The 24,415-nt window shown below is 71.5% G+C and carries 22 protein-coding genes; 10 read left to right on the top strand and 12 right to left on the bottom strand.

Annotated features, from left to right (window positions below; all coding sequences use genetic code 11):
- The first annotated feature begins 37 nt into the window (after window positions 1–37).
- Entirely contained in the window at window positions 38–217 is a 180-nt protein-coding gene (locus ACTHNQ_RS08935) for a CsbD family protein (protein WP_018173580.1), read from the top strand.
- A 52-nt stretch (window positions 218–269) separates the two neighbouring features.
- Here ACTHNQ_RS08935 and ACTHNQ_RS08930 read toward each other — a convergent pair whose 3' ends face one another.
- Window positions 270–1,100, bottom strand: coding sequence for a MerR family transcriptional regulator (locus ACTHNQ_RS08930; RefSeq protein WP_440332953.1), 831 nt, complete (start codon window positions 1,098–1,100; stop codon window positions 270–272).
- Between the two features lie 29 nt (window positions 1,101–1,129).
- Between ACTHNQ_RS08930 and ACTHNQ_RS08925 the strand changes: the two genes are divergently transcribed.
- The 4 genes from ACTHNQ_RS08925 to ACTHNQ_RS08910 all read left to right on the top strand — a co-directional run bounded on the left by ACTHNQ_RS08925 (window position 1,130) and on the right by ACTHNQ_RS08910 (window position 6,656).
- Entirely contained in the window at window positions 1,130–1,609 is a 480-nt protein-coding gene (locus ACTHNQ_RS08925; RefSeq protein ID WP_440332952.1) for an ATP-dependent endonuclease, read from the top strand.
- Window positions 1,610–1,742: 133 nt separating this feature from the next.
- The gene (locus ACTHNQ_RS08920) at window positions 1,743–4,013 is read left to right on the top strand and encodes an esterase-like activity of phytase family protein (protein ID WP_440332950.1); all 2,271 of its coding nucleotides are present in this window, start codon (window positions 1,743–1,745) and stop codon (window positions 4,011–4,013) included.
- Window positions 4,014–4,130: 117 nt separating this feature from the next.
- Entirely contained in the window at window positions 4,131–5,144 is a 1,014-nt protein-coding gene (locus ACTHNQ_RS08915) for an acetylxylan esterase (protein WP_440332948.1), read from the top strand.
- Window positions 5,145–5,213: 69 nt separating this feature from the next.
- Entirely contained in the window at window positions 5,214–6,656 is a 1,443-nt protein-coding gene (locus tag ACTHNQ_RS08910; protein WP_018173585.1) for a DUF1254 domain-containing protein, read from the top strand.
- A gap of 34 nt (window positions 6,657–6,690) precedes the next feature.
- Here the strand turns inward: ACTHNQ_RS08910 and ACTHNQ_RS08905 are convergent, their stop codons facing one another.
- From ACTHNQ_RS08905 to ACTHNQ_RS08885, 5 genes are all read right to left on the bottom strand, one after another.
- Window positions 6,691–7,938, bottom strand: coding sequence for an alpha/beta fold hydrolase (locus tag ACTHNQ_RS08905; RefSeq protein WP_440332946.1), 1,248 nt, complete (start codon window positions 7,936–7,938; stop codon window positions 6,691–6,693).
- 36 nt (window positions 7,939–7,974) lie between these two features.
- Window positions 7,975–8,988 (bottom strand): cation diffusion facilitator family transporter, encoded by a 1,014-nt coding sequence (locus ACTHNQ_RS08900; RefSeq protein WP_440332944.1) that lies wholly within the window; start codon window positions 8,986–8,988, stop codon window positions 7,975–7,977.
- On the bottom strand, window positions 8,985–9,350 hold the full coding sequence (locus tag ACTHNQ_RS08895; protein WP_196804721.1) for a metalloregulator ArsR/SmtB family transcription factor: 366 nt from the start codon (window positions 9,348–9,350) through the stop codon (window positions 8,985–8,987). The genes ACTHNQ_RS08900 and ACTHNQ_RS08895 overlap by 4 nt, the downstream gene beginning before the upstream one ends.
- Window positions 9,351–9,403: 53 nt before the next feature.
- On the bottom strand, window positions 9,404–11,137 hold the full coding sequence (gene poxB, locus ACTHNQ_RS08890) for a ubiquinone-dependent pyruvate dehydrogenase (protein ID WP_440332942.1): 1,734 nt from the start codon (window positions 11,135–11,137) through the stop codon (window positions 9,404–9,406).
- Window positions 11,138–11,250: 113 nt separating this feature from the next.
- A complete protein-coding gene (locus tag ACTHNQ_RS08885) occupies window positions 11,251–12,774 on the bottom strand; it encodes an MATE family efflux transporter (RefSeq protein WP_440332940.1) in 1,524 nt (507 codons plus the stop codon).
- Window positions 12,775–12,969: 195 nt separating this feature from the next.
- On the opposite strand from ACTHNQ_RS08885, the gene ACTHNQ_RS08880 reads away from it, so the two are divergent.
- Complete coding sequence (locus ACTHNQ_RS08880; RefSeq protein ID WP_440332939.1) at window positions 12,970–13,950, top strand: squalene cyclase; 981 nt, start codon at window positions 12,970–12,972, stop codon at window positions 13,948–13,950.
- 18 nt (window positions 13,951–13,968) lie between these two features.
- Here ACTHNQ_RS08880 and ACTHNQ_RS08875 read toward each other — a convergent pair whose 3' ends face one another.
- The gene (locus ACTHNQ_RS08875) at window positions 13,969–14,607 is read right to left on the bottom strand and encodes a TetR/AcrR family transcriptional regulator (protein WP_440332937.1); all 639 of its coding nucleotides are present in this window, start codon (window positions 14,605–14,607) and stop codon (window positions 13,969–13,971) included.
- A 124-nt stretch (window positions 14,608–14,731) separates the two neighbouring features.
- On the opposite strand from ACTHNQ_RS08875, the gene ACTHNQ_RS08870 reads away from it, so the two are divergent.
- Both ACTHNQ_RS08870 and ACTHNQ_RS08865 read left to right on the top strand, forming a co-directional pair.
- On the top strand, window positions 14,732–16,180 hold the full coding sequence (locus ACTHNQ_RS08870; RefSeq protein WP_440332935.1) for a purine-cytosine permease family protein: 1,449 nt from the start codon (window positions 14,732–14,734) through the stop codon (window positions 16,178–16,180).
- On the top strand, window positions 16,177–17,784 hold the full coding sequence (locus ACTHNQ_RS08865) for an amidohydrolase (RefSeq protein WP_440332933.1): 1,608 nt from the start codon (window positions 16,177–16,179) through the stop codon (window positions 17,782–17,784). Before ACTHNQ_RS08870 ends, ACTHNQ_RS08865 begins: the two co-directional genes overlap by 4 nt.
- A 71-nt stretch (window positions 17,785–17,855) precedes the next feature.
- Here ACTHNQ_RS08865 and ACTHNQ_RS08860 read toward each other — a convergent pair whose 3' ends face one another.
- The 3 genes from ACTHNQ_RS08860 to ACTHNQ_RS08850 are packed head-to-tail and all read right to left on the bottom strand — an operon-like array spanning window position 17,856 to window position 20,570.
- Window positions 17,856–18,260 (bottom strand): (R)-mandelonitrile lyase, encoded by a 405-nt coding sequence (locus ACTHNQ_RS08860; RefSeq protein WP_440332932.1) that lies wholly within the window; start codon window positions 18,258–18,260, stop codon window positions 17,856–17,858.
- A 19-nt stretch (window positions 18,261–18,279) separates the two neighbouring features.
- Complete coding sequence (locus ACTHNQ_RS08855) at window positions 18,280–19,299, bottom strand: zinc-dependent alcohol dehydrogenase family protein (protein WP_440332930.1); 1,020 nt, start codon at window positions 19,297–19,299, stop codon at window positions 18,280–18,282.
- An 11-nt stretch (window positions 19,300–19,310) separates the two neighbouring features.
- Window positions 19,311–20,570, bottom strand: coding sequence for a multidrug effflux MFS transporter (locus ACTHNQ_RS08850; RefSeq protein ID WP_440332928.1), 1,260 nt, complete (start codon window positions 20,568–20,570; stop codon window positions 19,311–19,313).
- Between the two features lie 101 nt (window positions 20,571–20,671).
- Between ACTHNQ_RS08850 and ACTHNQ_RS08845 the strand changes: the two genes are divergently transcribed.
- Complete coding sequence (locus ACTHNQ_RS08845; RefSeq protein ID WP_018173599.1) at window positions 20,672–21,541, top strand: MmyB family transcriptional regulator; 870 nt, start codon at window positions 20,672–20,674, stop codon at window positions 21,539–21,541.
- Here the strand turns inward: ACTHNQ_RS08845 and ACTHNQ_RS08840 are convergent.
- Both ACTHNQ_RS08840 and ACTHNQ_RS08835 read right to left on the bottom strand, forming a co-directional pair.
- Window positions 21,538–22,410 (bottom strand): LLM class F420-dependent oxidoreductase, encoded by an 873-nt coding sequence (locus tag ACTHNQ_RS08840; protein WP_440332925.1) that lies wholly within the window; start codon window positions 22,408–22,410, stop codon window positions 21,538–21,540. The genes ACTHNQ_RS08845 and ACTHNQ_RS08840 overlap by 4 nt on opposite strands.
- 121 nt (window positions 22,411–22,531) lie before the next feature.
- Window positions 22,532–23,506 carry a GlxA family transcriptional regulator gene (locus tag ACTHNQ_RS08835; RefSeq protein WP_440332923.1) on the bottom strand — a complete coding sequence of 325 codons (975 nt, stop codon included), beginning with the start codon at window positions 23,504–23,506 and terminating at the stop codon, window positions 22,532–22,534.
- A 70-nt stretch (window positions 23,507–23,576) separates the two neighbouring features.
- Between ACTHNQ_RS08835 and ACTHNQ_RS08830 the strand changes: the two genes are divergently transcribed.
- Entirely contained in the window at window positions 23,577–24,347 is a 771-nt protein-coding gene (locus ACTHNQ_RS08830; protein ID WP_440332921.1) for an MBL fold metallo-hydrolase, read from the top strand.
- The last annotated feature ends 68 nt before the right edge of the window (window positions 24,348–24,415 follow it).

The raw sequence follows: 24,415 nt of genomic DNA, 5'->3' as shown, positions 1-24,415 counted from the left end.
CGCTGGATCGAGTCAGCCACACGAAGGGAGATCCATCATGGGTCTGGACGACGACATCAAGCACAACGCCGAAGACATGAAGGGCAAGGTCAAGGAGAAGGTCGGCGACGCGACCGACAACGAGCGCCTGCAGGCCGAGGGTGTGGCCGACCAGGCCAGCGCCAAGGTCAAGAAGGCCGGCGACGACGTCAAGGACGCGCTCACCGACGACCGATGACCCCCGAGGGTGCCCGGGATCAGCGAGGATCCCGGGCACTCGCATGTCGCCGTCAGACGGCGACAGGCTGCTGCAGCTCCGTGACCCACGTCGACTGCGGGCCGTCCGCTTGCAGGTAGACCTCGCGGCACGGACCCGAGAACTCGCCGCCGTCGGCCACGACCGCCTGCATGAAAGCGCCCCATGCGGACCCGATGCCGCTCATCTCACCGCGGTACGTGGTGACGGCCGCGCGTACGGCGGGAAGCTCGACGACCTGCCAAGCGGGATTCTCGACGGGCTCACCATCGGCGATCCACGACACCCACACCCGGAGGTCGTCGGTGTCGTCGATGGGCTCGTACCAGAAGATGCCGGGCTCGCGGTAGGCGGCCCCCGACGCCTCGAGCGCGTCGTGCAGACCCGGCAGCACCGTGTCGATCGCGGCGGGCACGTTCTCGCTGCCGGCGGCCACGGCCGATGCGGCGTAGACGGTGACGGGCTCGATGTTGCGGTATTCGACGGTGGTCATCTCTGTTTCTCCTTCGAGGCGGCGGAGCTGTTCGTCCAGACGCGCGAGGCGCGCGGTGTCGGCTGCGACACTCTCGACGAGGTCGGCCCGGCGACGCTCCAGCACGCGCCGCAGCGCCGCCGTCTCGTCGTCGGCGTGCAGCACGTCCAGGGCGTCGTCGAGCGGGCAGCCGAGGTCGCGCAGCTGCGCGATCCGCAGCAGCGGCGAGAGCTGCTGCGGGGCGTAGCGGCGGTAGCCGGTGCGCTCGTCGACGTCGGCGGGCACGAGCAGGCCGATCGCGTCGTAGTGCCGCAGCATCCGCACGCTGACGCGTCCGAGGGCGGCGAACTGTCCGATGGTGTACATGGTGAGGACCACATTCGACGATGACACAGTGTGAGGGTCAAGGGAACAATGGCCCTGTGCAGGTGACCGTGCTCGTCGAGGGCGAGAGCGACCGCGTGGCCCTCGAGACCCTCGCCGGGCGCCTGGGGGTCCGGATGCCGGCGGTCCGTGTCGTCGGCGGCTCGAAGGGCGCGCGGCGTGCGGCGGCAGAGCTCGGCGACCGGGTGCTCGTCGGACTGGTCGACGCGGGAGAGCGCGCGGACTTCGAGCGCGTGCTCGACACGGTGTTCGTGTGCGAGCCCGATCTGGAGGGCGAGTTCGTGCGCGCGCTCGGCATCGACGGCGTCGAGGCGGTCATCGCAGCCCAGGGCGAACTGGACTCGTTCCGCAGTCTGCAGCGGCAGCCGTTCCAGCGCGGGCGGGCGCCCGAGGCGCAGCTCGCACGGTTCTTCGGCGGACGCAGCGGCAACAAGGCGCGGTACGCCCGGCTCATGGCCGAGGCCGTGCCGCTCGACCGGGTGCCGCCGCCGCTCGCGGGGCTGCTCACGGCGCTCTGAGCGACGCCCGCGCGGTGTGCGGGAGAGATGAGGACCCTCTCACGCGGTGCTCGCCGGTCGTTCACGCGATCGTCCCTCGGGCGTCGGGGAGCGGCAACCGGGCGGTCCCGGCCGCCCCGCTTGACTCGGCCGCATGAGTCGAACCCCCACACGACGCCTCCTCCCGCGCCTGGCCGCCGCCGCCGCGGCGGCCGTCACGGCAGCCGCCCTGCTCCCCGCCACCGCCGCCGTCGCCCAGCCTGTCGCGCCCGCCGCATCGCCGCCGCCGTTCGTGCAGACGCACGTGCCGACGCTCGTCGCGCGTGCGACGCTCTCGGCCGACCACCTCGAGCCCGGGCCCGCCTCAGGCGCTCTCGCGAGCCCGGGCAACGGGCGCACCGGCCCGTGGGACGGCCAGGTGATCCCCGGCTTCTCGGCGGCGATCGACAACGGCGACGGCACGTTCTGGGCCCAGCCCGACAACGGCTTCGGGTCCAAGGGCAACTCGGCCGACTTCCTGCTGCGCAACTACCTGGTGCGGCCGGCGTGGCAGACGGCGCAGGGCGGTGACGGCGAGATCCGCATCGAACGGTTCATGTCGTACAACGACCGCAACCACGTGCTCGACTTCCCGATCGTGAACGACGCCACGGACGACCGCCTGCTCACGGGCGCCGACTTCGACATCGAGTCCGTCGTGAAGGCCAAGGACGGCACCTTCTGGGTCGGCGAGGAGTTCGGTCCGTTCCTGCTGCACTTCGACGCCGACGGCACGCTGCTGCGGAAGCCGTTCTCGCTGTCGGGCGCGAAGTCCCCGCAGAACCCCTACCTGCAGCCGGGTGAGACGCCTCGCGTCCGGGCCAGCCGCGGCTTCGAGGCGCTGGCCGCCTCGGTCGACGGGCGCTACCTCTACCCCGTCGTCGAGGGCGCGTACGCCGACGAGCCCGACCCGCGGCGCCGCGAGATCCACGAGTTCGACACGCGCGCCGGCGCCTACACGGGCCGCACCTGGAGCTATCAGACCGATCAGGAGCCGAACGTCGTCGGCGACGCGTTCACCGTCCGCAACGACGTCCTGCTGCTCGTCGAGCGCGACGACTTCGAGGGCGAGCAGGCCGTCACCAAGCGCGTCTACCAGGTGGACCTGCGCCGCACGGATGCGGACGGCTACCTGCAGAAGACGCTCGTGCTCGACGCGCTGCGCGTGGCCAACCCCGACGCCATCGGCGCGGGAGACGGCTACGGCACCGGTGAGATCTACTCGCTGCCCGTGCAGTCGTTCGAGACGGTGGTCCAGCTGAAGGACGGGCGCCTGCTCATCGGCAACGACAACAACTACCCCGGCAACGACGCCCGCATCCCCGGGACTCCCGACGACACCGAGATGGCGATCATCGACCTGACGAAGACCAGGATCGAGCCGGCGCCCGTCACCCTCATCGGCCACCGCGGTGCGAGCGGGCACCGGCCCGAGCACACCCTCGCGTCATACGAGACCGCGATCGTGCAGTGCGCCGACTACATCGAGCCCGACGTCGTCTCGACCAAGGACGGCGTCCTGGTCGCGCGCCACGAGAACGAGATCGGCGGCACCACGAACGTCGCCGATCACCCCGAGTTCGCCGGCCGCCGCACCACGAAGACGATCGACGGCTCGTCGATCACGGGCTGGTTCACCGAGGACTTCACGCTGGCCGAGCTGCGCACGCTGCGCGCGAAGGAGCGGCTTCCGCAGACGCGACCCGCGAACACCGCGTTCGACGGGCTGTACGTGATCCCGACGCTCGACGAGGTGCTCGATCTGGCCCGCCACTCGGTGAGCTGCGACGGCCGCCCCGTCGGCGTGTACCCCGAGACGAAGCATCCTTCGTACTTCGACTCGATCGGGCTGTCGCTCGAGGAGCCGCTCGTCGCCGCGCTCCAGGCGAACGGTCTCGACCGGGCGGATGCGCCGGTCATCCTCCAGAGCTTCGAGACCGCCAACCTGCGCGAGCTCGACGGCCTGACCGACGTGACGCTCGCGCAGCTCGTGAACTCGTCCGGCCGCCCGTACGACTTCACGCTCGCCGGCGACCCGCGCACGTACAACGACCTCGTGACGCCCGCGGGCCTCGCCGACATCGCGACGTACGCCGACGGTGTCGGTGTCGAGAAGTCGGTGGTGATCCCGCGCACCGCCGACGGCCGCCTCGGCACCCCCACGTCGGTGGTCGCCGACGCTCACGCCGCCGGTCTCACGGTGCACGGCTGGACCTTCCGGGCCGAGAACCAGTTCCTGCCGGTCGACTTCCGCGTCGGCACCGATCCGAACGCCTACGGCGACCTCGCCGGTGAGGTGAAGGTCTTCGTCGCCGCCGGCATGGACGGCATCTTCAGCGACCAGCCCGACATCGCAGGCGTCGCGATCGACGGTGCCGCCGGCTGACCCGGCCTCTGCAGCGGGGGAGGGATGCCGGCGGCATCCCTCCCCCTTCGCGTCCGGTTGGTGCAGGTCGCGCCGAGGATGCCAGAGTCGAGGGGAGACGCCGAGCGAGAGGATGCCGTGATCGCGCCCCCGTACGACGAGTGGTTCCCGGATGCGCCCATCGACGGAACCTACGGGTACGACCTCGCCGGCCTGCGCGCGGTCGCCCCGGTGCCCGCGCCGCCGGGCTTCGCCGACACATGGCGGCGCTGGCGCCGCGAGGCCGCGGGCGTTTCCGTCCGCGCCGAGGCGACGCCGCTCGGCCGCCGGGGCGCTCACGACGTGTTCGAGGTCTCGTTCGGCACCCTGGACGGCCTGCGGCTGCGCGGCTGGCTCGGGATGCCGGCGGCCGGTGGCGCCCGCGTGGGCGTGGTGCACAGCCACGGCTACGGCGGGCGGGACGCCCCCGACTTCTCGCGCGTACCGGCCGACGCGGCTGTGATCCTCCCCGTCGCACGGGGACTCGGGGCGCTCAACACCGGGATCGGAGCGCCGTCGGCAGCGGAGCGGCACGTGCTCCACGGCATCCGCGATCCCGAGGCCTACGCCATCGGCCGCTGCGCCGTGGACCTGTGGAGCGCGGGCGACGCCCTCGTCGAGATCGCGGGCGACCTGCCCCTGTATCTCGTGGGCGAGAGCTTCGGCGGCGGCATCTGCGCCCTGGCCCTGCCGTGGGACGACCGGGTCATCGGGGCGACGCTCATCGTGCCCAGCTTCGGGCAGTACGACATCCGCCTGCAGGTGCCGTGCGCCGGCAGCGGCGAACCCGTGCGCCGCTACGTCGCGGGTCATCCGGAGGCACGCGACGGGCTGCGGCTGTTCGACGCGTCGACGGCGGCGACCTTCGCGCGCGTGCCCGTCCGGGTCGAGGCGGCCCTGTGGGACGCGAGCGTCCCGGCGCCCGGACAGTTCGCGGTCGCGAATGCCGTCGCGCAGGCCGAAGCCGAAGGGAGCGGCGCACGCTTCGAGCTCGAGGTGCTGCCCGCCGGGCATGCGGAGTACCCGGGGATGCTGCGCGTGACGGCCGCGGCGGCGAAGGCGACGCGCACGCACATCTCGGCCTGCCTCGGCGCGACGGCACCCCGCGGCTGACAGACTGCGAGGGTACGCGCGTCTGAACAGGCATCGCGGCCGCATTCGCATGGGGACGAAGGGAAACGCATGGCCATCGACGGCGCCCCCGGGGCAGGACTGACCAAGGAGCAGCTGGCGGAGGAGGTGACGCACCTCTCCACTCCGGATCTGCTGAACACGCCGTTCGGCGACCTGGAGTTCGTCGACGGTGTCCCGCGAGCGGAGTCCGTTCAGTCGATCTATGACGCGCTCGACCTGCTGCGCGGCATCGACGCGTTCCTCACCGCGATGCCCGGGGCTTCTCTCGTCGCGATGCGTCGCGGCCTGCGGACGGCCGGGGTCACGTCTCCCGACGTCATCGGGTTCACCGACCCGCGGGCGAACTCCGGCGGGCTGTACCTCACCCCCAACACCGAGACGACGTACGGCACCACGTTCCTGGACCTGAAGGCCTGGGGGCCGACGGTCATCGAGGCTCCGCCCCAGTCGCTGTGCGTCATCGACGACTTCTGGTTCCGTTATGTGGCCGACATGGGCATCCCCGGTCCTGACAAGGGTGCGGGCGGCAAGTACCTGTTCCTCCCGCCGGGGTATGACGGTGAGCGCCCCGACGGGTACTTCACGTACGAGTCGCCCACGCATGCGAACTGGGTCGTGCTGCGCACGCTCGGCGGGGTGCCCGCGATGAAGCAGACGCGCATCTACCCGCTCGCCGAGGCGGACGCGCCGCGCGAGAACACGTTCGTCAACATCGCCGACGTGCTGCAGAACACGGTCCACGCGAACGACTTCACCTTCTTCGAAGAGATCGCGCAGCTGGTCGCCGAGGAGCCCGTGTCAGCGCTCGACCCCGAGCGCGCCGGCACTCTGGCGGCGGTCGGCATCGCGCACGGCACGCCGTTCGCTCCCGACGACCGGCTGCGCGGCATCCTCGACGACGCCGCCCGCATCGGCGCGGCCATGGCCCGCGCGCTCGTCTACAAGCCGCGCGACCCCGGGGCGTACTTCTGGGAGGGCAACTCGTGGAAGAACGCGTTCGTCGGCGGCAGCTACGAGTTCCTGCAGGGCGGCGCCCGCAACCTCGACGCGCGCACGCAGTTCCACTATTTCGCCACGGTGATCACCCCGGCCATGGCGCACGCCCAGGTCGGCGCAGGATCGGCCTACGCGTACACGGCCGAGGACGCCGACGGTCACGTGCTCGACGGTTCGGCCACGTACTCGCTGCGCATCCCCGCCGATCCGCCCGCGAAGAACTTCTGGTCGGTCGACCTCTACGACACGCAGACCCGCTCGCTGCTGCAGTCGACGCCCTACCCGGCGCTGTCGAGCCTCGAGGGCTCGGTGCAGGCCGAGGAGGACGGATCGCATGTGCTGTGGTTCGGCCCCACGGCGCCCGCCGGCAAGGACTCCAACTGGATCCCCACCATCCCGGGCAAGGCCTTCTTCCCGATGTTGCGGCTCTACGGGCCGCTCGAACCCTGGTTCGACAAGACCTGGCGGCTGCCCGAGATCGTGCGCGAAGCCTGAGACCCAAGACGCCTGCGAGAAGGGGTCGTACGCCTCAGCGCACCGCGCGGCCGTGAGCGATGTCGATCAGGCGCGACAGGACGTCGCCCGCCCGCAGGCCGTTGTGCTCGTGCTCGCTCGTGATCCAGGGCGTCACACCGGGGATGAGGCGCGAGGTCTCCATCGCGAACTCGAACGGCACGTACACGTCGTTCACGTAGACGGCGGTCGCGCCCCGGGCGCCCGAGGCGGCGATCACGGCCTCGTCGTACACGCGGGGCCACTGGTGATCGGCGAGCGCCAGGGTCACGTCCCGCCACGGCTGCAGGCCGGGCACGGTGTCGAGCCACTCGCGATGCACGTGCTCGCCCGTCAGCAGCGTCGGATCGGCGCGGAAGTCGTCGGGCTCGGTGCGCTCGGCCGACCAGTTCGTCGCGAACCCGTCGGCATAGCTCGACTCGTGGAACACGTAATACAGCGGGTTGCGCGCGTCGTACGGCATCGCCGCGGCCAGATCGTGGCGGAACGCGTTGGTGTGCGGCGGCAGCTCGAGCAGCGACCACAGCGTCTGCCACCCGTCGTTCGAGCCGAGGAGCGACCCGATCGACCGGGCGCGCGACACCGAGACGACCTCACCGCCGGGCAGCACGAGTGCACCCTCGGCGGCGAGGTCGACGATGCGCCGCACGGCGTCGCGGTGGGCCGGGAAGCGGCGGTAGTACCGCTCCGACGCCTCTCGCATCTTGTCGTACGTGAGGGCGTAGACGTCGTCGGGATGCCGCCCCACGGCGCTCAGTCCGCCCGTGATGTACACCTGCGCCAGAGACGCGGCATCCGTCGACAGATACGACAGCGACGTGAAGCCGCCGAACGACTGGCCCAGCACGCTCCAGGTGTCGGCACCGAGCTCCTGGCGCACCGCCTCGGCGTCGCGGACGATGCTGTCGGCGCGCAGATGGGTGATGTGCTCGGCGAGCGCCTCGGTGCCACGCTCGAGGTCGGCGTCGCCGACGGGCGTCGACAGTCCGGTGCCACGCTGGTCGAGCATCACCACGCGGTAGTGCTGCAGCGCGGCATCGAGCCACGACGGTGCCGCCGGGGCGTGGAACGGGCGCGGCGCCTCGTGGCCCGGACCGCCCTGCAGGAACACCAGGTACGGCAGGTCCTCGCCGCCCTCGCGCGCCACGACCGCGGCGTGCACGTCGATCGTGCGGCCGTCATCCGGGTCGCCCCACACCAGCGGCACCGTCAGGGTGTGGTCGTCGATGGTCAGATCCTGCAGGCGTCGCGTCGTCACGGGCATGCTGCGAGCCTACGGGCCGGCTCCGACGACGACGGGTCAGTGGCCGGGGCGCACCGTGACGATGAAGTCGTCGACGTTGCGCAGGTGGTCTCGCACGCTGCTCTCGGCGGCGACGGCCACCGCACCGGGGTCCGCGTCGGCGCGGGCGACGACCAGGGCGTCGCCCTGCAGGCGGTGACCGACCCAGCGCAGCCGCAGCCGGTCGACCCTCTCGATGCCGTCGACGTGCTCGAGCGCGTGCTCTGCGCGGTCGACCAGCTCGGGTTCGACGCCGTCGAGCAGGCGACGGCCGACGCTGCGCACGGTGCCGATCAGCAACACGAAGATCGCCAGCGCGATGACGAGGCCCACGATCGGGTCGGCGAGCGGAAAGCCGAGCAGCACGCCGATGCCGCCGACGACGACGGCGAGCGATGTGAACCCGTCGGTGCGGGCGTGCACGCCGTCCGCCACGAGGGCCGCCGATCCGATCCGCTTGCCGACGCGGATGCGGTACACCGCGACCGCCTCGTTGCCCGCGAATCCGATGACACCGGCGGCGATGACCCAGCCGAGGTTCTCCAGCGGCTGGGGGTGCAGCATCCGGTCGATCGCCTGCCACGCGGCCACCACCGCCGACAGCGCCACCACGAACACGATGAACAGGCCTGCGAGGTCTTCGGCGCGGCCGAGGCCATAGGTGTAGCGACGGGATGCCGCCCGGCGGCCGAGCACGAACGCCACCCACAGCGGCACGGCGGTGAGGGCGTCGGAGAGGTTGTGGACGGTGTCGGCCAGCAGCGCCACCGAACCGCTGAACGCGACGACGACGGCTTGCAGCACGGTCGTCGCGAGCAGGATCACGAGGCTGATCTTGAGCGCACGGATGCCCGCCGCGTTCGCCTCCATGGCGTCGTCGATCGCGTCGGCGGGATCATGCGAGTGCGGCACGAACAGCTCGTGCAGCACACCCCGAAGGCCGCGGTGGTGATCGTGATCGCCGTAGTGGTGATCGCCGTGGTCGTGGGGGTGCTCGTCGTGATCGTGACGGCCCGTCGGCGCGGCGGTCATGCGTCGCCGCGGTCCGCGTGATGGTGGCGCGGCGTGCCGCCGAGCGAGTGCTCGGCCTGGTAGATCGCGTCGGCGACAAGGCGCGAGGCGTGCTCGTTCTCGAGTCGGTAGAAGACGCGCTGCCCCTCCTGCCGCGTCGAGACGATGCGGGCCAGGCGCAGTTTGGCGAGATGCTGCGACACCGCCGCGGGGGATTTGTCGACGATGTCGGCGAGGTGGTTGACCGAGAGCTCGCCGGCATCCTGCAGCGCCAGCACGATCCGCACGCGGGTCGCGTCGGCGAGCATCGCGAAGACCTCGACCGCCAGTTCCACATAGGAGCTGTCGGCGGAGTAGCCGCATCCCTGCTTATCTGCACTCATACGCAGATACGTTAGCAAGGTACCGGCCGAACTGGCCCGGTGGGGACTCCCGCTCAGCCGAAGATGCGCCGCCAGACGTTCGTGTCGGCAAGGTCGATCAGCTCGTCGCCGCGGCCCGAGAGCACGGTGCGCAGCGCCCACAGCGTGAAGCCCTTGGCCTGCGCGGCCGTGATGGCCGGCGGGATCGACAGCTCCTGGCGCGCCACCACGACGTCGACGAGCACCGGCCCGGGCTCCTGCAGCGCGCGCCGTAGCGCCGGCTCGAGCTCGTCGCCCCGCTCGACGCGGATGCCCGTCATCCCCATCGCCGTGGCCACCGCGGCGAAATCGGGGTTGTCGAGCTTGGTGCCGAAGTTGACGATGCCTGCGGCCTTCATCTCGACCTCGACGAAGCCGAGGGCGGAGTTGTTGAACACGATGACCTTGATCGGCAGGTCGTTCTGCCGGATCGACAGCAGGTCGCCGAGCAGCATCGCGAGACCGCCGTCGCCCGACAGCGCGATCACCTGCCGGTCGCGGTCGACGGCCTGCGCACCGAGCGCCTGCGGCATCGCGTTGGCCATCGAGCCGTGCGAGAACGAGCCGAGCAGCCGTCGCTCCTTCGTCATCGTGAGGTAGCGCGCGGCCCACACCACCGGCTCTCCCACATCGGCCGTGAACACCGCGTCGTCCTCGGCCAGTTCGTCGAGCAGCTTCGCGACCAGCTGCGGATGCAGCGGCTGTTTGCCGTCGTCGACCGCGAGCGCGTCGAGGTCCTTGCGGGTCTTGCGGTAGTGCGCGACGGACTCCCGCAGGTGGGCCTCGTCGTGCTCGGCGCGCAGATGGCCGAGCAGAGCGGATGCCGTCACGCCGACGTCGCCGACCAGGCCGAGGTCGATCGGGGTGCGTCGCCCCAGCTGCTCTCCGCGCACGTCGACCTGCACGATCTTCGCCTTCGACGGGTAGAACTGCCGGTACGGGAAGTCGGTGCCGAGCATGAGCAGCACGTCGCACTTCTCCATCGCGCGGTACCCCGATGCGAAGCCGAGCAGCCCCGTCATGCCGACGTCGTGGGGGTTGTCGTACTCGATGTGCTCCTTGCCGCGGAAGGCGTGCACGATCGGCGCCTTGAGCCGGTCGGCCAGCGCGATCACCTCGTCGTGGGCGCCCGCGACGCCGGCTCCGGCGAGGATCGTCACCCGCTTGGCGCCGTCGAGGATGCCGGCGGCCTCGCGCAGCTCGGCCTCACTCGGCACGATCGAGGGCTGCGCGGCACGGATGGGCGCCGAGGGTCGCCGGGACGGGGCATCCGCGAAGAAGACGTCGCCGGGCACGACGACCACGGCCACGCCGCGCTTCTCCACGGCGGTGCGCATCGCGATCTCGAGCACCCACGGCATCTGCGACGGGTCGGAGATCAGCTCGGAATACACGCTGCACTCGCGGAACAGCTCCTGCGGATGCGTCTCTTGGAAGTAGCCGCTGCCGATCTCGGCAGACGGGATGTGGGACGCGATCGCCAGCACCGGCACGCGCGAGCGCTGTGCGTCGAACAGGCCGTTCACGAAGTGCAGGTTGCCGGGGCCGCAGCTGCCGGCGACCACCGCGAGCTCACCGGTGATCTCGGCCTCGGCGCCTGCGGCGAACGCCGCCGCCTCCTCGTGCCGCATGTGCAGCCAACGCAGTCGCCCGTCCCGCCGGAGCGCGTCGGTGAAGGCGTTGAGCGAGTCGCCCGGCAGGCCCCAGACGCGCGTCACCCCCGCATCCACGAGCGTCTGCACGAACACGTCCGCAATGCTGCCGGCCATCTGAGCTCCTCGCCTCGGGTCCTCCCTCAGCGAATCAGCGGGCAGCACGTCACGCAACCCGGTCCGCTGTGAAAGCGCCGGGACCGATCGGCCGCCGGACCCGCCGCGCGGGCTCAGCGTGGGCTGCGGTCGCGTGAGCGTCGCGGCGTGAAGCGCAGCCGACGACGCGGCCCCAGAGGGCTGGCCGTCTGCGCGGCGGTGGGGAGGACGATCGGCGCCGTGACGACGGCATCCACCACCATCGAGCCGTCGGTCGGGCCCACGATCGCGATCGGGGTCGTCGGTGTGGCGACGGCCGGGTTGATGGGCTCGTGCGCGAGCTTGCGGTGTGCGTGGACGTACGCCGGGACGAGGACGACGACGGCGCCGAGCCACGCCAGCGGGTTGCTCGCCGCGACGCCGATGAATCCGAAGATCGAGCCGAGCACGACGGCGGCGCCGACGCGCAATGCGAGTTCGACGACGCCCGTGATGGTCGGGATGAGCGCGTGCCCGAGGCCCTGCAGGGCGCCGCGCAGGACGAACAGGATGCCGAGGATCCAGTACGTGGCGCCGTTGATCGCGAGCATCTGGCTGGCGAGGTCGATGACCTCGGTCGCAGCGTCGCCCACGAACAGGCGGACCAGCTGCGCCCCGAAGGCGATGAGCAGCGCGCCCAGCACGATGGCGGCGGCCACCGAGATCCAGGTCGCCTGCGTCACGCCCTTGCGGATGCGGTCGGGGCGCGCGCCGCCGTGGTTCTGCGCGACGAACATCGACACCGCGAGGCCGAGGGACTGCAGCAGCGCCACGGCGAGACCGTCGACGCGCGAGGCCGCGGTGTAGGCGGCGACCGCGTCGGTGCCGAGCTCGTTCAGCGCGACCTGCACCGCGAGGATCCCGATGGAGATGATCGACGCCTGGAAGCCCATCGGCAGGCCCAGTCGCAGGTGCTCGGCGACGTCGGCGCGGCTGATGCGCCAGTCCGCGCGCTTCACGTGCAGCACCGGCATCCGCCGCCGCACATACTCGAGGCACAGCAGCACCGAGATGGCCTGTGAGACGACCGTCGCGAGGGCCGCGCCGCCCACGCCCCAGCCGAGGGTGCCGACCGCGAGGATCACGAGCCCGACGTTGAGCGCGCACGCCAGCGTGAGGAAGACCAGCGGCGTGCGCGAGTCGCCGATCGCGCGGATGATCGCCGACAGGTAGTTGAAGAACATCGTCGCGCCGGCGCCGAGGAAGCTGATCTGGGCGAACACGATCGCGTCGTCCATGAGCTCGGCGGGAGTGCGCAGCAGCTCCAGCAGCGGCCCGGCGAGCAGCGGCGCTCCGACCGTCAGCAGGACCGTGCACACGCCGGTGAGGAGGGTGCCCGTCGCCACCGACCGCCGCACCGCCGCGTAGTCGCGGGCCCCGAACGCCTGAGCCGTCGGGATCGCGAAGCCCGAGGTCATGCCCCACGCGAAGCCGAGCAGCAGGAACAGCATGCTTCCGGTCGCGCCGACGGCCGCCAGCGCGTCGACGCCGAGATGGCGTCCGACGACGATGGCGTCGACGAACTGGTACAGCTGCTGGACGACGTTGCCGATCAGCAGCGGCACGGCGAACAGGGCGATGACGCGCCAGGGGCGGCCCGTCGTCAGGGCGGTGGACATGAGGGCGGGCTCTCGGGAGAGGGGGCGAAGACGGAGGGGCCGGAAAACGGCTGCCGATCATCTTATCGAATCGATTCGGAATTGTCTGGACGAATGTTGTGCCTTGCGCAAAACCCGGGGGACGGATGCCGGCGCCGCGCGCCGTCCGATCGGCCGGGGTTCCGCCTGTCGGAGGGGCGGCGTAGGGTGCCGCGCATGGCCGTCGAACCGCAGGTGCTGGAGTGGCTGCTCGACACCGACCCGGCGCTGCGCTGGCAGGTGGAACGCGATCTCGTGGGAGCCCCACCCGAGGTGTGGCAGGCGACACGGGCCAGCGTGCCCGCGGAAGGGTACGGCGCCAGGCTGCTGGCCGAGCAGGGCCCGGACGGGCTGTGGGCCGGCGGAGCGTTCTTCCCCGGGGGCGCGGCGTTCTTCGACACCCCCGAGAAGGACGAGCCCGGCCAGCCCTGGGTCGCCACGACGTGGTCGCTGCGCGACCTGCGCGAGTGGGGCGTCGACGCCGAGGTGCTGGGCGACACGGCCGATCTCATCGCGGCCAACGCCCGCTGGGAGTACGACGACATGCCGTACTGGGGCGGGGAGGTCGACGTGTGCATCAACTCGTACACGCTGGCCAGCGGCGCCTGGCTCGGCGCCGACGTGTCGCGGCTCGTCGAGTGGTTCCCGACGCATCGGCTTGCCGACGGTGGCTGGAACTGCGAGGCCGAAGAGGGCGATTCGGTGCGCTCGTCGTTCCACTCGACCCTCAACGCGGCGCGCGGGATCCTCGCGTATGAGCGGATCACGGGCGACACGAGCATGCGCGAGGCCCGCCACGGCGGCGAGGAGTACCTGCTGTCACGACGGCTGATGTTCCGTGCGAGCACGGGCGAGGTCGTCGGCGACTTCGTGGGCCGGTTCGTGTACCCGAACCGACATCGGTACAACGCGCTGTATGCGCTCGACCACTTCCGCGACGTCTCGCTGCTCGAAGGCACGCCACCAGACCCTCGCCTTGCCGAGGCGGTCGAGCTGGTGCGCGATGCTCGTCAGCCCGACGGCACGTGGCTGCAGTCGACGCCCCTGCCGGGCCGCACGTGGTTCGACATCGACGTCGCCGAGGGCAAGGCGTCGCCGTGGCTCACCCTGTTCGGCACGCGCGTGCTGGACTGGTGGGATGCCGCGCCCGGTCGTTGAGGGGGCGTTCGGGCGACGTCATCCGGCGGGCTCGGCGGGCGGCGAGACGAGCGTCCCGGCGCGCAGTCCCAGCGTCCACTCGGCCGTCTCGGCCACGAAGTCCGGATAGACGGCTCCTCCGGCCTCGCGCGTGTTGTTGACGTAGGCGCTCTGTCCGTCCACCGCCATCAGGATCCGCACGCCCGCGCGCAGCGGGTCGTCCGCCGTGAACACCCCGGCCGCCACTCCGTCCTGGATGAGCTGCACCATTCCTGCGTCGTTGCGCGCCTCCTGCTCGATCACGGCGGCGTCGAGGACGGGGCTGAAGCGCGACAGGTGCCGGGCGTTCAGCCACAGTCGGGACAGGTCGCGCGACTGGTCGCCGCCGATCACCGCGACGAATCGCCGCAGACGTGAGAGCGGATCCCCCTCGGCGGGGAACAGCTGCTCCCGTTCGCCGTCGGCCGCACGGGTGAACGCCGCGCACACGAGGTCCTCGGCGGCGGGGAAGTAGTGCGTGATGAGCCCCGGGCGGACGCCGAGCCGGTCGGCGACGGCACGCAGGGTGACGCGCTCGAGTCCTTCGGCGAGCGCGATGGCGGCGGCGGCGCTCAGGATCTCTTCGCGCCGCTCTTCGGGCTGTTTGCGGACCCGTCGGCTTCCGGGGCTTGACACCATGCCCCCCATGTTATTGGATGTGTGACCAATAGGCTATTGTTCACACGGCCAATAGCCGCAGCATCCCGAAGCAGCGAACCCCCGGCGAACGACGACGACGTCCTGCCGTCCCGAGAGGAACCCCGTGTCACACGAGACCCAGACCACGACGACACCCCCCGTGCCCACGGGCGAGTTCGTGGATGCCGTCACCCAGCCCGAGACCCGCGGCATCGAACTGATCGGGGCCGGGGAACGCCACGGCCGCGCCCGCGATCTGTTCTTCGTGTGGGCGGCGCCGAGCGTCAGCGTCCTGAACTTCACCGTCGGCGCGACGCTCGTGCTGCTGGGGCTGGAGCTCTGGCAGGCGATCCTCGTCATCGTCGCGGGCTCCCTGCTGTGGGTGTTCCCGGGCATCATCGCGATCAGCGGCCCCGCCGCAGGGACGTCGGGCTCGGTGATCACCCGGGCGATCTACGGCGTCATCGGCAACAAGCCCGTCGTCGCCTTCACGGGCTGGCTCATCGGAGCCGTCTTCCTCGCGCTCAACTGGCTGGCGTCGTCGTTCCTCGGCGCCGACATGCTCGCCGGCATGGGTCTCACCGACCCCGTCGTCGTGCCGATCGCCGTCACCCTGGTCATCTCAGCGCTCACGGTGCTCGTGGCGGTCTACGGCCACGCCCTCATCCTGCGCGTCTACTCGTGGCTCGCGATCGTGCTCGCGGTCATCTTCGTGACGGTGACGGCGTTCATCCTGCCGCAGGTCGACTGGAGCTACCAGGCCGCCGAGCCGCTGACCGGAGTGCCGCTGTGGTCGGCGATCACGATCGGCTTCACGCTGGTCGCCTCGGGCCCGATCTCGTTCAACAACAGCCCCGACATCGCCCGCTACCTGCCGCGCTCGACCAAGCCCTCGCACATCATCGCCGCGACCGCGCTCGGCGGAGCGCTGCCGGGCGCCGTGTTCACGGTCGTCGGCGTGCTGCTGGCCACCGTCGTGCTGGGCGGCATGGACGCCGGCCTCGAGTCGGCGCTGCTCGGCATCCTTCCCGCCTGGCTCGGACCGGTGTTCGTCATCGGCGTCATCGTGAACACCATCGCGCTCAACGGCATGACGACGTACACCTCGAGCATGGCACTGCAGGCGATCGGCCTGCCGCTGCGCCGCATCCCGGCCGCGATCATCGTCGGCGTCATCGGCACCGCGCTCACCATCTACCTGGTGCTGTCGACGAGCCTGCTCGACGCCGTCAACCTCATGCTGCAGTTCCTCGTGATCGTGTCGGCCCCCACGATGGCGGTCTTCGTCACCGATGTCGTGCTGCGGCGCAACCGCTACGACGGCGTCGAGCTGTTCGACGAAGAGCGCGGCGGTCGCTTCTGGTACAGCGGCGGCTGGAGTATCCCGGGCGTGGTGGCCGTGGTGGTCGGCGGCATCGCGACCGCCCTGTGCCTGTCGACCACGGTGTGGGCGGGCCCGGTGTCGGAGGCGCTCGGCTACGTCGACCTCTCCGTCCCGGTCGGCATGCTGGTCTCGGCCGTCCTCTATGCAGTGCTGCAGCGCACCCCTCTCGGAAAGGCAGGTCGCCCGTGACCACCACCCTGTACACCAACGCCCACGTCTTCACGGCGGACGCCCGTCGGTGGGCGACGGCGATCGTCGTCCGCGACGGCCGCGTCGCCTACGTCGGCGACGACGCCACGGCACGTCGGATCGCCGGATCGGATGCCGTCGAGACCGATCTGGGCGGCGCCACCGTGCTGCCCGGCTTCGTCGACGGCCACGCGCACATCGTCGGCACGGGCGAGGCCGCCGGGCAGGTGGACCTTTGGGGCGCCGACACGCTCGACGAGATCCAACGGCGTATCGCGTCGTACGCCGAGGCCCACCCCGAAGCTCCGCGCATCCGCGCACAGGGCTGGCAGCACGCGGCCGTCGGCGGCCGCCCGACGCGCCAGATGCTCGACGCCGTCGTCGCGGACCGCCCGGTGTACGCGGATGCGTTCGACTTCCACTCGATCTGGCTCAACAGCACCGCCCTCGCCGAGACCGGCATCGACGACACCACCGCCGACCCGGCGGGCGGCATGGTCCACCGCGACGCCGAAGGGCACGCCACGGGTCTGGTCGACGAGACCGCGATGCACCTGCTGGTGCAGCCGGTGCTCGCCGACTTCACGACCGACGATGACCGCGACGCGGCCCTCGTCGCCGCGCTGCGCGGCTACGCGGAGGCGGGTGTCACCGCGGCCACCGACATGGGCCTCGACGAGCCCGAGCTGGCGACCATGGTGCGCGCCGAGCAGGCGGGGAAGCTGACCGCCCACATCGCCGGACACTGGCGGGTGCAGCCCACCGGCGATCCCGCGCAGAACGAGGCGCAGGTCGCGCGGGCTGTCGAGCTCGCCGCGGCGCACACCTCGGAGTGGCTGCGGGTCGTCGGCATCAAGGTCATGATCGACGGGACGGTCGACGGCTGCACGGCGGCGGTCGGCCACCCGTACTCCGACGGCAGCGACCCCGACCCGGTGTGGAGCCTCAACGAGCTCGCCCCCGTCGTCGCCGCGGCCGATGCCGCCGGCCTGCAGGTCGCGATGCACGCGATCGGCGACGAGGCGGTGCGGATCGCGATCTCGGCCGTGGAGCACGCGATCGCGGTCAACGGCCCCCGTGAACGCCGCCACCGCATCGAGCACCTCGAGGTCGTGGAGCGCGCCGACATCGACCGCCTGGCCGCCATCGGCATCACCGCGAGCATGCAACCCGTGCACGCCGACCCCGCGATCCAGGAGAACTGGCGCGCGATGCTCGGCGACGAGCGCATCGACCGCGGGTTCCCCTGGCCCGAGATGACCGACGCGGGCGCGCCGCTCGTGTTCGGCACCGACTCGCCGACCTCGCCCTACGCCCCGCTGCCGAACATGTTCATCGCCGCCACCCGCCGCTCGGCGCTCGACCCGTCGCTGCCGGCGAACGTCCCCGCGTACGCGCTGCCGCTCATGACCGCGATCGAGCACGCGACGCGTGACGCCGCGTGGGCGAGCCGCGCCGAGGGCTCGTACGGCCGCATCGCCGCGGGCCTCAGCGCAGACTTCATCGTGCTCGACCGCGACGTGTTCGCCGCGGCACCCGACGAGCTGCTCGAGACCCGCGTGGTCCGCACGGTGGTCGCGGGCCGCACCGTGCACGAGGCGTAGCGGCACGACGTCGAGGGGGGTGGATGCCGGGCGCCCGGCATCCACCCTCCTTCTGTGTTCAGCACGGTGGGTCAGGTGCGGCCCTCGTACTCGGCGTCGGTGATGTGCGCCTTCCAGACGGTCGAGTCGGCGGGATCGTCGGCGGCCTCGAACATCGCAAGGTGCTCCATGAAGCAGTCTGGCGAGGCGCCGTGCCAATGGTCCTCGCCCGGCGGGGTGTACACGGTCTGGCCGGGGTGCACCTCGATCATCCCGCCGTCGCGAGTGCCGAGCCGTGCGACGCCGTGCGTGACGCGCAGGTACTGGCCGCGAGCGTGCGAGTGCCACGCGGTGTGCGAGCCCGGTGCGAACCGCACGTGCGCGACGGTCATGCGCTGGTCGGCCTCGCGCGGTGTGACGATGCTGTCGACCCACACGTCGCCGGCGAAGTGCTCCGGCGGGTTCTTGACGGTGGATGCCGTCGGCTCGATGTTCATGCGAACCTCCTTCTTGCGATCACACGGTGAGGAGCACCTTGGTCGCGCGGCGCTCATCCATGGCGCGGTATCCTTCGGCGGCCTCTTCGAGAGGCAGCGTCAGGTCGAACACGACGCCGGGGTCGATCTCGCGGTCCCAGATGAGACGGATCAAATCCGGCAGGAACCGCCGCACCGGCGCAGGGCCGCCATGCAGGTGCACACCGGAGAAGAACAGTTCCATGCCGTCGAGCGAGACCCCGTGGGCGACGCCGACGTAGCCGATGTGACCGCCCGGGCGGGTGGCGCGGATCGCCTGTTCCATCGACTCCTGCGTGCCCACGGCCTCGATGACCGAGTGCGCGCCGAGCCCGCCGGTGAGCTCTTTGATGCGCGCCACTCCCGCGTCGCCACGCTCCTCGACGATGTCGGTGGCGCCGAACCGACGCGCGAGCTCCTGGCGGTCCGCGTGCCGGCTCATGGTGATGATGCGGTCGGCGCCCAGCTGCTTCGCGGCCAGGACGCCGAGCAGCCCGACCGCACCGTCTCCGACCACGGCGACCGTCTTGCCGGGACCCGCCTCGGCCGCCACACCGGCGAACCAGCCGGTGCCGAGCACGTCGGATGCCGCCAGCAGCGCGGGGATCAGCTCGGGGTCGGGCTCGCCGGGAGTCGGCACGAGCGTGCCGTCGGCGAGCGGGATGCGGGCGTACTCGGCCTGCGTGCCGATCGAGCCCATCATCACGTTGTGCACGCAGCGCGACTGGTAGCCCGCCTGGCAGATGTCGCACGTGTTGTCGGAGGCGACGAACGAGCCGACGACGAAGTCGCCGACCTTCACGTCCGTCACGTCGGTGCCGATCTCGGTGACGACGCCGACGTACTCGTGTCCCATCGGCGTGTGATCGACCGGCTCGATGCCGCGGTACGGCCAGAGATCGGACCCGCAGATGCAGGTGGCAGTGAGGCGGATGACAGCGTCGGTCGGCTCGATCACGGCCGGCTTCTCGCGTTCTTCGACCCGGACGTCGCCGGGGGCGTACATGATGACTCCACGCATGAGGTGTCTCCTTAGTGTGCGTTCTCGAGGGTGCGGGATTCGCCCGCAGAGAGGTCTCGGGGTATCGGGGCACTCGCCGTCGCGCGGACGAGCAGCGCGGCGACGGCGGCGAGGACGGTCGCGGCCACGGTGACCAGGCCGAGCGGCAGGATGCTGGCGGCCCCGGCCAGTCCGACGAGCGGCGCCGAGATCGCACCGAACCCGAACCGCACCGTGCCCAGGAGCGAGGATGCGGTGCCGGCGAACTGGGGATAGCCGGCGAGGGCGAGCGTGGTGGCCGGCGGGGACGTGACCGCGACGCCCCCGGCGAGGGCGAACAGCGAGACGATGACCACCCACAGCGGCACCGGTGCGAGGCCTGCTGCGAGCAGGCCGACAGACCCGAGACCGGTGAGGGCCACCCCGGACGCGAGGGTTCCGCGCACGCTCCAGCGCTCCGCGGCTCGGCCCGCCAGGTAGCCGAACACCATGAACCCGACCGAGTTCAGCCCGAAGGCCGCGGCGTACTGCAGCGGGGTGAGTCCGTAGATCTCCTGCAGCACGTAGGTGGCGCCGGCGAGGTAGGCGAAGGTCGCCGCGTACATGAAGCCCTGGTTGAGCACTGCGCCGACGAAGGTGCGGTCTGCGACGAGGATCCGGTAGGCGCGCACCGTCTGCGTGAACCCACCGCTCGTGCGGCGTGCCGGCGGGAGGGTCTCGGGGAAGGCGAGCAGCGTCGCAAGGAGGATGGCGGCGCCGATGGCCGCGAGGAAGACGAACAGCCCTCGCCAGTCGACGACACCGCTGAGGGTGCCGCCGAGCATCGGGCCGATCACGGCCGCCAGGCCGCCGACCACGGTGAGCCGGCCGTAAAAGCGGATCAGCGCACCGCCGGAGTACACGTCGCGGCCGGCGGCCTGGGCGATGACGATGCCGACGCCGCCCGCGAGCCCTTGTACGAGACGTGCCGCGATGAGCATCTCGACGGTGGGACTGATGGCGCACAGCAGCGAGACGCCCACGTACGACACGACGCCGATGAGCAGGACGCCTCGCCGACCGTGACGATCCGAAAGCGGTCCCGCGAGCAGCTGGCCCAGCGCCAGACCGAGCAGGCACGCGGTGATGGTGAGCTGCGCGATCGACGTGGCGGCATCCAGTTCGCTCGTCAACGCGGGGAGCGCGGGAAGGTAGAGGTCCATCGAGATCGGCCCGAACACCGTCAGCAGCAGGAGCAGGCTGGGGAGCAGCCTCCGGCCGGTCGGGGCCCGAGTGGGTTCACGAGAGGTCATGCCATCGATGGTCCCGGGGGCAGAGCACGGGCGGGAGTTCCTGCTGAGACGTGTACTGACAGGGAACCCCTCGTCCGTGCGGCGCGGCCTAACCTGTCGGCATGGACAACAAGGCCGAGGTGCGCGAGTTCCTCATGACACGTCGTGCCCGCGTGTCGCCGGATGCCGCCGGCATCCCCGCGGGCCAGAACCGGCGGGTCGCGGGGCTGCGCCGCAGCGAGGTCGCGATGCTCGCCGGCGTCAGCGTCGAGTACTACGCGAAGCTCGAGCGCGGCGCGATCGCGGGCGCTTCGGCCTCGGTCCTGGATGCCGTGTCACGGGCGCTGCAGCTCGACGACACGGAGCGAGCGCACCTGCTGGACCTGGCTCGCGCGGCCGACGGCATCCCGACCTCCGGGCGTCCGCGACGCCGCGCCACCAAGCCGGGACCGCCCCGCCCGAGCCTGGAATGGGCTCTCGCGGCGATCACCGAGGGCCCGGCTGTCGTGCGCAACCCCCGGCAGGAGATCGTCGCAGTCAACGAGCTCGGCCGCGCCTTCTACTCCCCGGTGATCGGTGACGGCGGCCGCACGCCCAACCTCGCCCGGTTCCAGTTCCTCGACCCTGCCGCGCGGGACTTCTACCCCGACTGGGAGCTGTTCGCGCAGATGTGCGTCGCGATCATGCGCGCCGAAGCCGGTCGCGATCCGCACGACAGGGGCCTGCAAGAGCTCGTCGGCGAGCTGTCGACGCAGAGCGAGACGTTCCGCACACTGTGGGCGGCCCACGACGTGCGCACCCACGGCGCCGGCACCAAGAGGTTCACGCATCCGATCGTCGGCGAGCTCACGCTCGCTTACGAAGAGCTCAGGCTCACCGCCGAACCGGGCAACGTGATGCTCATCTACACCGCTGAGCCGGGCTCGCCCTCGGCCGAGCGGCTGCGGCTGCTGGCGTCGTGGAACGCGTCCCGGCCCGTGGAGATCACCTAGGAGAGCGCCGGCCGGCTCTGCCCCGGCCCGGCGGCCGCGTTGCGGCTGTCGCGCCACGCGACGAGGTCGCGCACCGGTCCGAGGTCCCATCGCGGGGCTTCGAGCCCGACCGTGAACAGACGGGTGCCGACCTCGTACAGCCGGTCGGCGTGCGCGGGGTAGTCGTCGAGGTCCTCCGGGTACCGGCCCGGCTTCGGGTTGACGCCGGCCGACCGCTCGATGTCGGCGGGATCGCGCCCGACCTGCCGGCACCAGTCGTCGAGCACCAGATGCTTGCGGGCGATGGTCTCGGCATCGCCGAACCCGTGCCAGATGTCGGCGTGACGCGCCGCGATCTTCAGCGTGACCTTCTCGCCGCCGCCCCCGATCAGCACCGGGATCCGTCGCGTCGGCGGGGGCGTCAGACGGTCCCAGCGGTCGCGGATGGTCGTGAGGTCGGCATCCAGCTTGCGCAGTCGATCGCCCGTCGTCCCGAACGGATAGCCGTACTCGTCGTAGTCGCGCTCGGCCCAGCCGGCCCCGATCCCCAGGATCAGCCGGCCACCCCGACCGCGGTCGCTGATGTGATCCACCGTGCGAGCCATGTCGGCGAGCAGGTTCGGATTGCGGTAGCCCGTCGAACTCACCAGCACGCCCAGCTCGACGCGATCGGTGCGTTCCGCCCACGAGGCCAGCAGCGTCCACGCTTCGAAGTGCGCACCGTCCGGGTCGCCGGAGAGGGGGAAGAAGTGGTCCCAGGTGAAGACCGCGTCAACCCCCAGCTCTTCTACGGTCACCAGGGCTTCGCGGAGTTCTTGGGCGGTCGCGTGCTGAGGTTTGATCTGCACGGCGATGCGGACGGGGCGGTCGCGCACGGTCGGCGTGGACATGTCGGAAGCGTCTGCGGTTGCCATCGATCCCTACTCTGCTCCTGATCGGGGCACCATCCGGGCCTCACCGGGTCGTTCGCGCCACAGTCTGACGGGTGGACTGCCGCAGCCGCCCGCCCCGTCAGACGCGCGCACGCCCGCGGAACTCCGCCCGGTGCGCCGCAGGGCTCACGCCCAGCCGTCGCGAGAAGTGGTGGCGCAGCGTCACGGCACTGCCGAAGCCGCACTGCTCGGCGACCCGTTCGATCGGGGCGTCGTCGGTCTCCAGCAGCAGGCGGGCGTGGTCGAGGCGCTGCGTGAGCAGCCACTGCTGCGGGCTCGTGGCGGTGCGCTCGCGGAACCGGCGCGTGAACGTGCGCCGCGAGAGGTGCACCGCCGCCGCCCACGTGTCGAGCTCGAGCGGCTCGGCCAGGCGGGCGCGCGCCCAGGCCATCGCCTCTTCGATCGGCTCGCCGCCGGCGGGATCGGCCAGGGGGACCGGGATGTACTGGGCCTGCGAGCCGCTGCGGTGCGGGGCGAGCACGAGGGCGCGGGCGAGCGTGTTCGCGGCGGCGGCGCCGTGGTCGAGGCGCGCGATGTGCAGGCAGCAGTCGAGCGCTGCCGCGACGCCCGCCGAGGTGATCACGTCGCCGTGGTCGAGCCACAGCACGTCGCGCCGCACATGGACGTCGGGGTGCTCGGCGGCCAGCCGATCGGCGGCGGCCCAGTGCGTGACCAGTTCGCGATCGTCCGCGATGCCGCTCGCCGCGACGACGAAGCCGCCGAGGCAGAGCCCGACGATGCGCGCGCCGCGGGCGTGCGCCGTGCGCACCGCGTCGATCAGGGGGCCCGACGGCGCGCGGTCCTGCCGCCAGCTGGGCAGCACGATCATGTCGGCCGAGGCGAAGGCCTCCAGGCCGTCGTCGACGGCGATCCGGTAGCCGGCTCCCGTGACGAGCGAGCCGGGCTGCTCGGCGCACACGACCACCTCGTACAGCGGCTCGGCGCTGTCGAGGCCGGCGGCGGCGAACACGAGCGTCGGCACCGACAGGTGGAACGGGCTGATGCCTTCGAAGGCCAGCACGGCGACGCGGCGCAGGGGGACGGCATCCGTCATGGCCCGATCTTATCGAAATGGTGCCTTCGGGCCACTGGTCTCGACTCACGGAGATCGAGACCATCGATTCATGACCGAAACGACCGCTCCCGCTTCACTCTCCGCCCTGCTCGTCGGCGGGCCGACCCTGCAGTTCGACTACGCCGGACTGTCGTTCCTGACCGACCCGACCTTCGACGAGCCCGGCGATTACGACGGTCCCGTCGTGCTGCACAAGCTCACCGGGCCCGCGGTGGCCGCCGACGAGCTCGGCGCCGTCGACGTCGTGCTGCTGTCGCACGACCAGCACTTCGACAACCTCGACCACTCCGGCCGTGCGCTGCTCGACAGCATCCCGGCCGTGCTGTCGACACCCGATGCCGCCCGGCGCATCCCGGGCGTCCGGGGACTGGAGCCGTGGCAGACCACCACCATCGGCGCCGTCGAGATCACCGCGGTGCCGGCACTGCACGGCCCCGAGGGCGCCGAGGCGCTCAGCGGCGTCGTCACCGGCTTCGTGCTGCAGGCCGATGGCGCGCCCACCGTGTACGTGTCGGGCGACAACGCGTCGGTCGACCTGGTGCGCGAGATCGCCGCGCGGTTCCCGCAGATCGAGGTCGCGGTGCTGTTCGTCGGCGCCGCGAACCCGGGTCGCTTCGGCGACACCGACGTGACCCTCAACGCCCACACGGCGCTGCAGGCCGCCGAGGCGCTCGGCGACGCCCTCATCGTGCCCGTGCACGGCGAAGGCTGGGCGCACTTCAGCGAGACCCTCGAGCGCCTCGAGCTCGTGTTCGGCTACGCGGGCCTCGGCGACCGGCTGCGCGTGCCGGTCCGCGGCGAACGGCTCACGGTCGCGTAGACCTCGAGCAGCGGATGCCTGCGGCCTCGGCCGACGCCGGGTCCGCGGCATCCGCACTCGCGCGTGAG

Origin of the sequence: Microbacterium sp., assembly GCF_051953575.1 — a bacterium.
In the GTDB taxonomy this organism is placed as follows: Bacteria; Actinomycetota; Actinomycetes; order Actinomycetales; family Microbacteriaceae; genus Microbacterium.
This window is presented reverse-complemented; position numbering and strand designations above follow the sequence as displayed.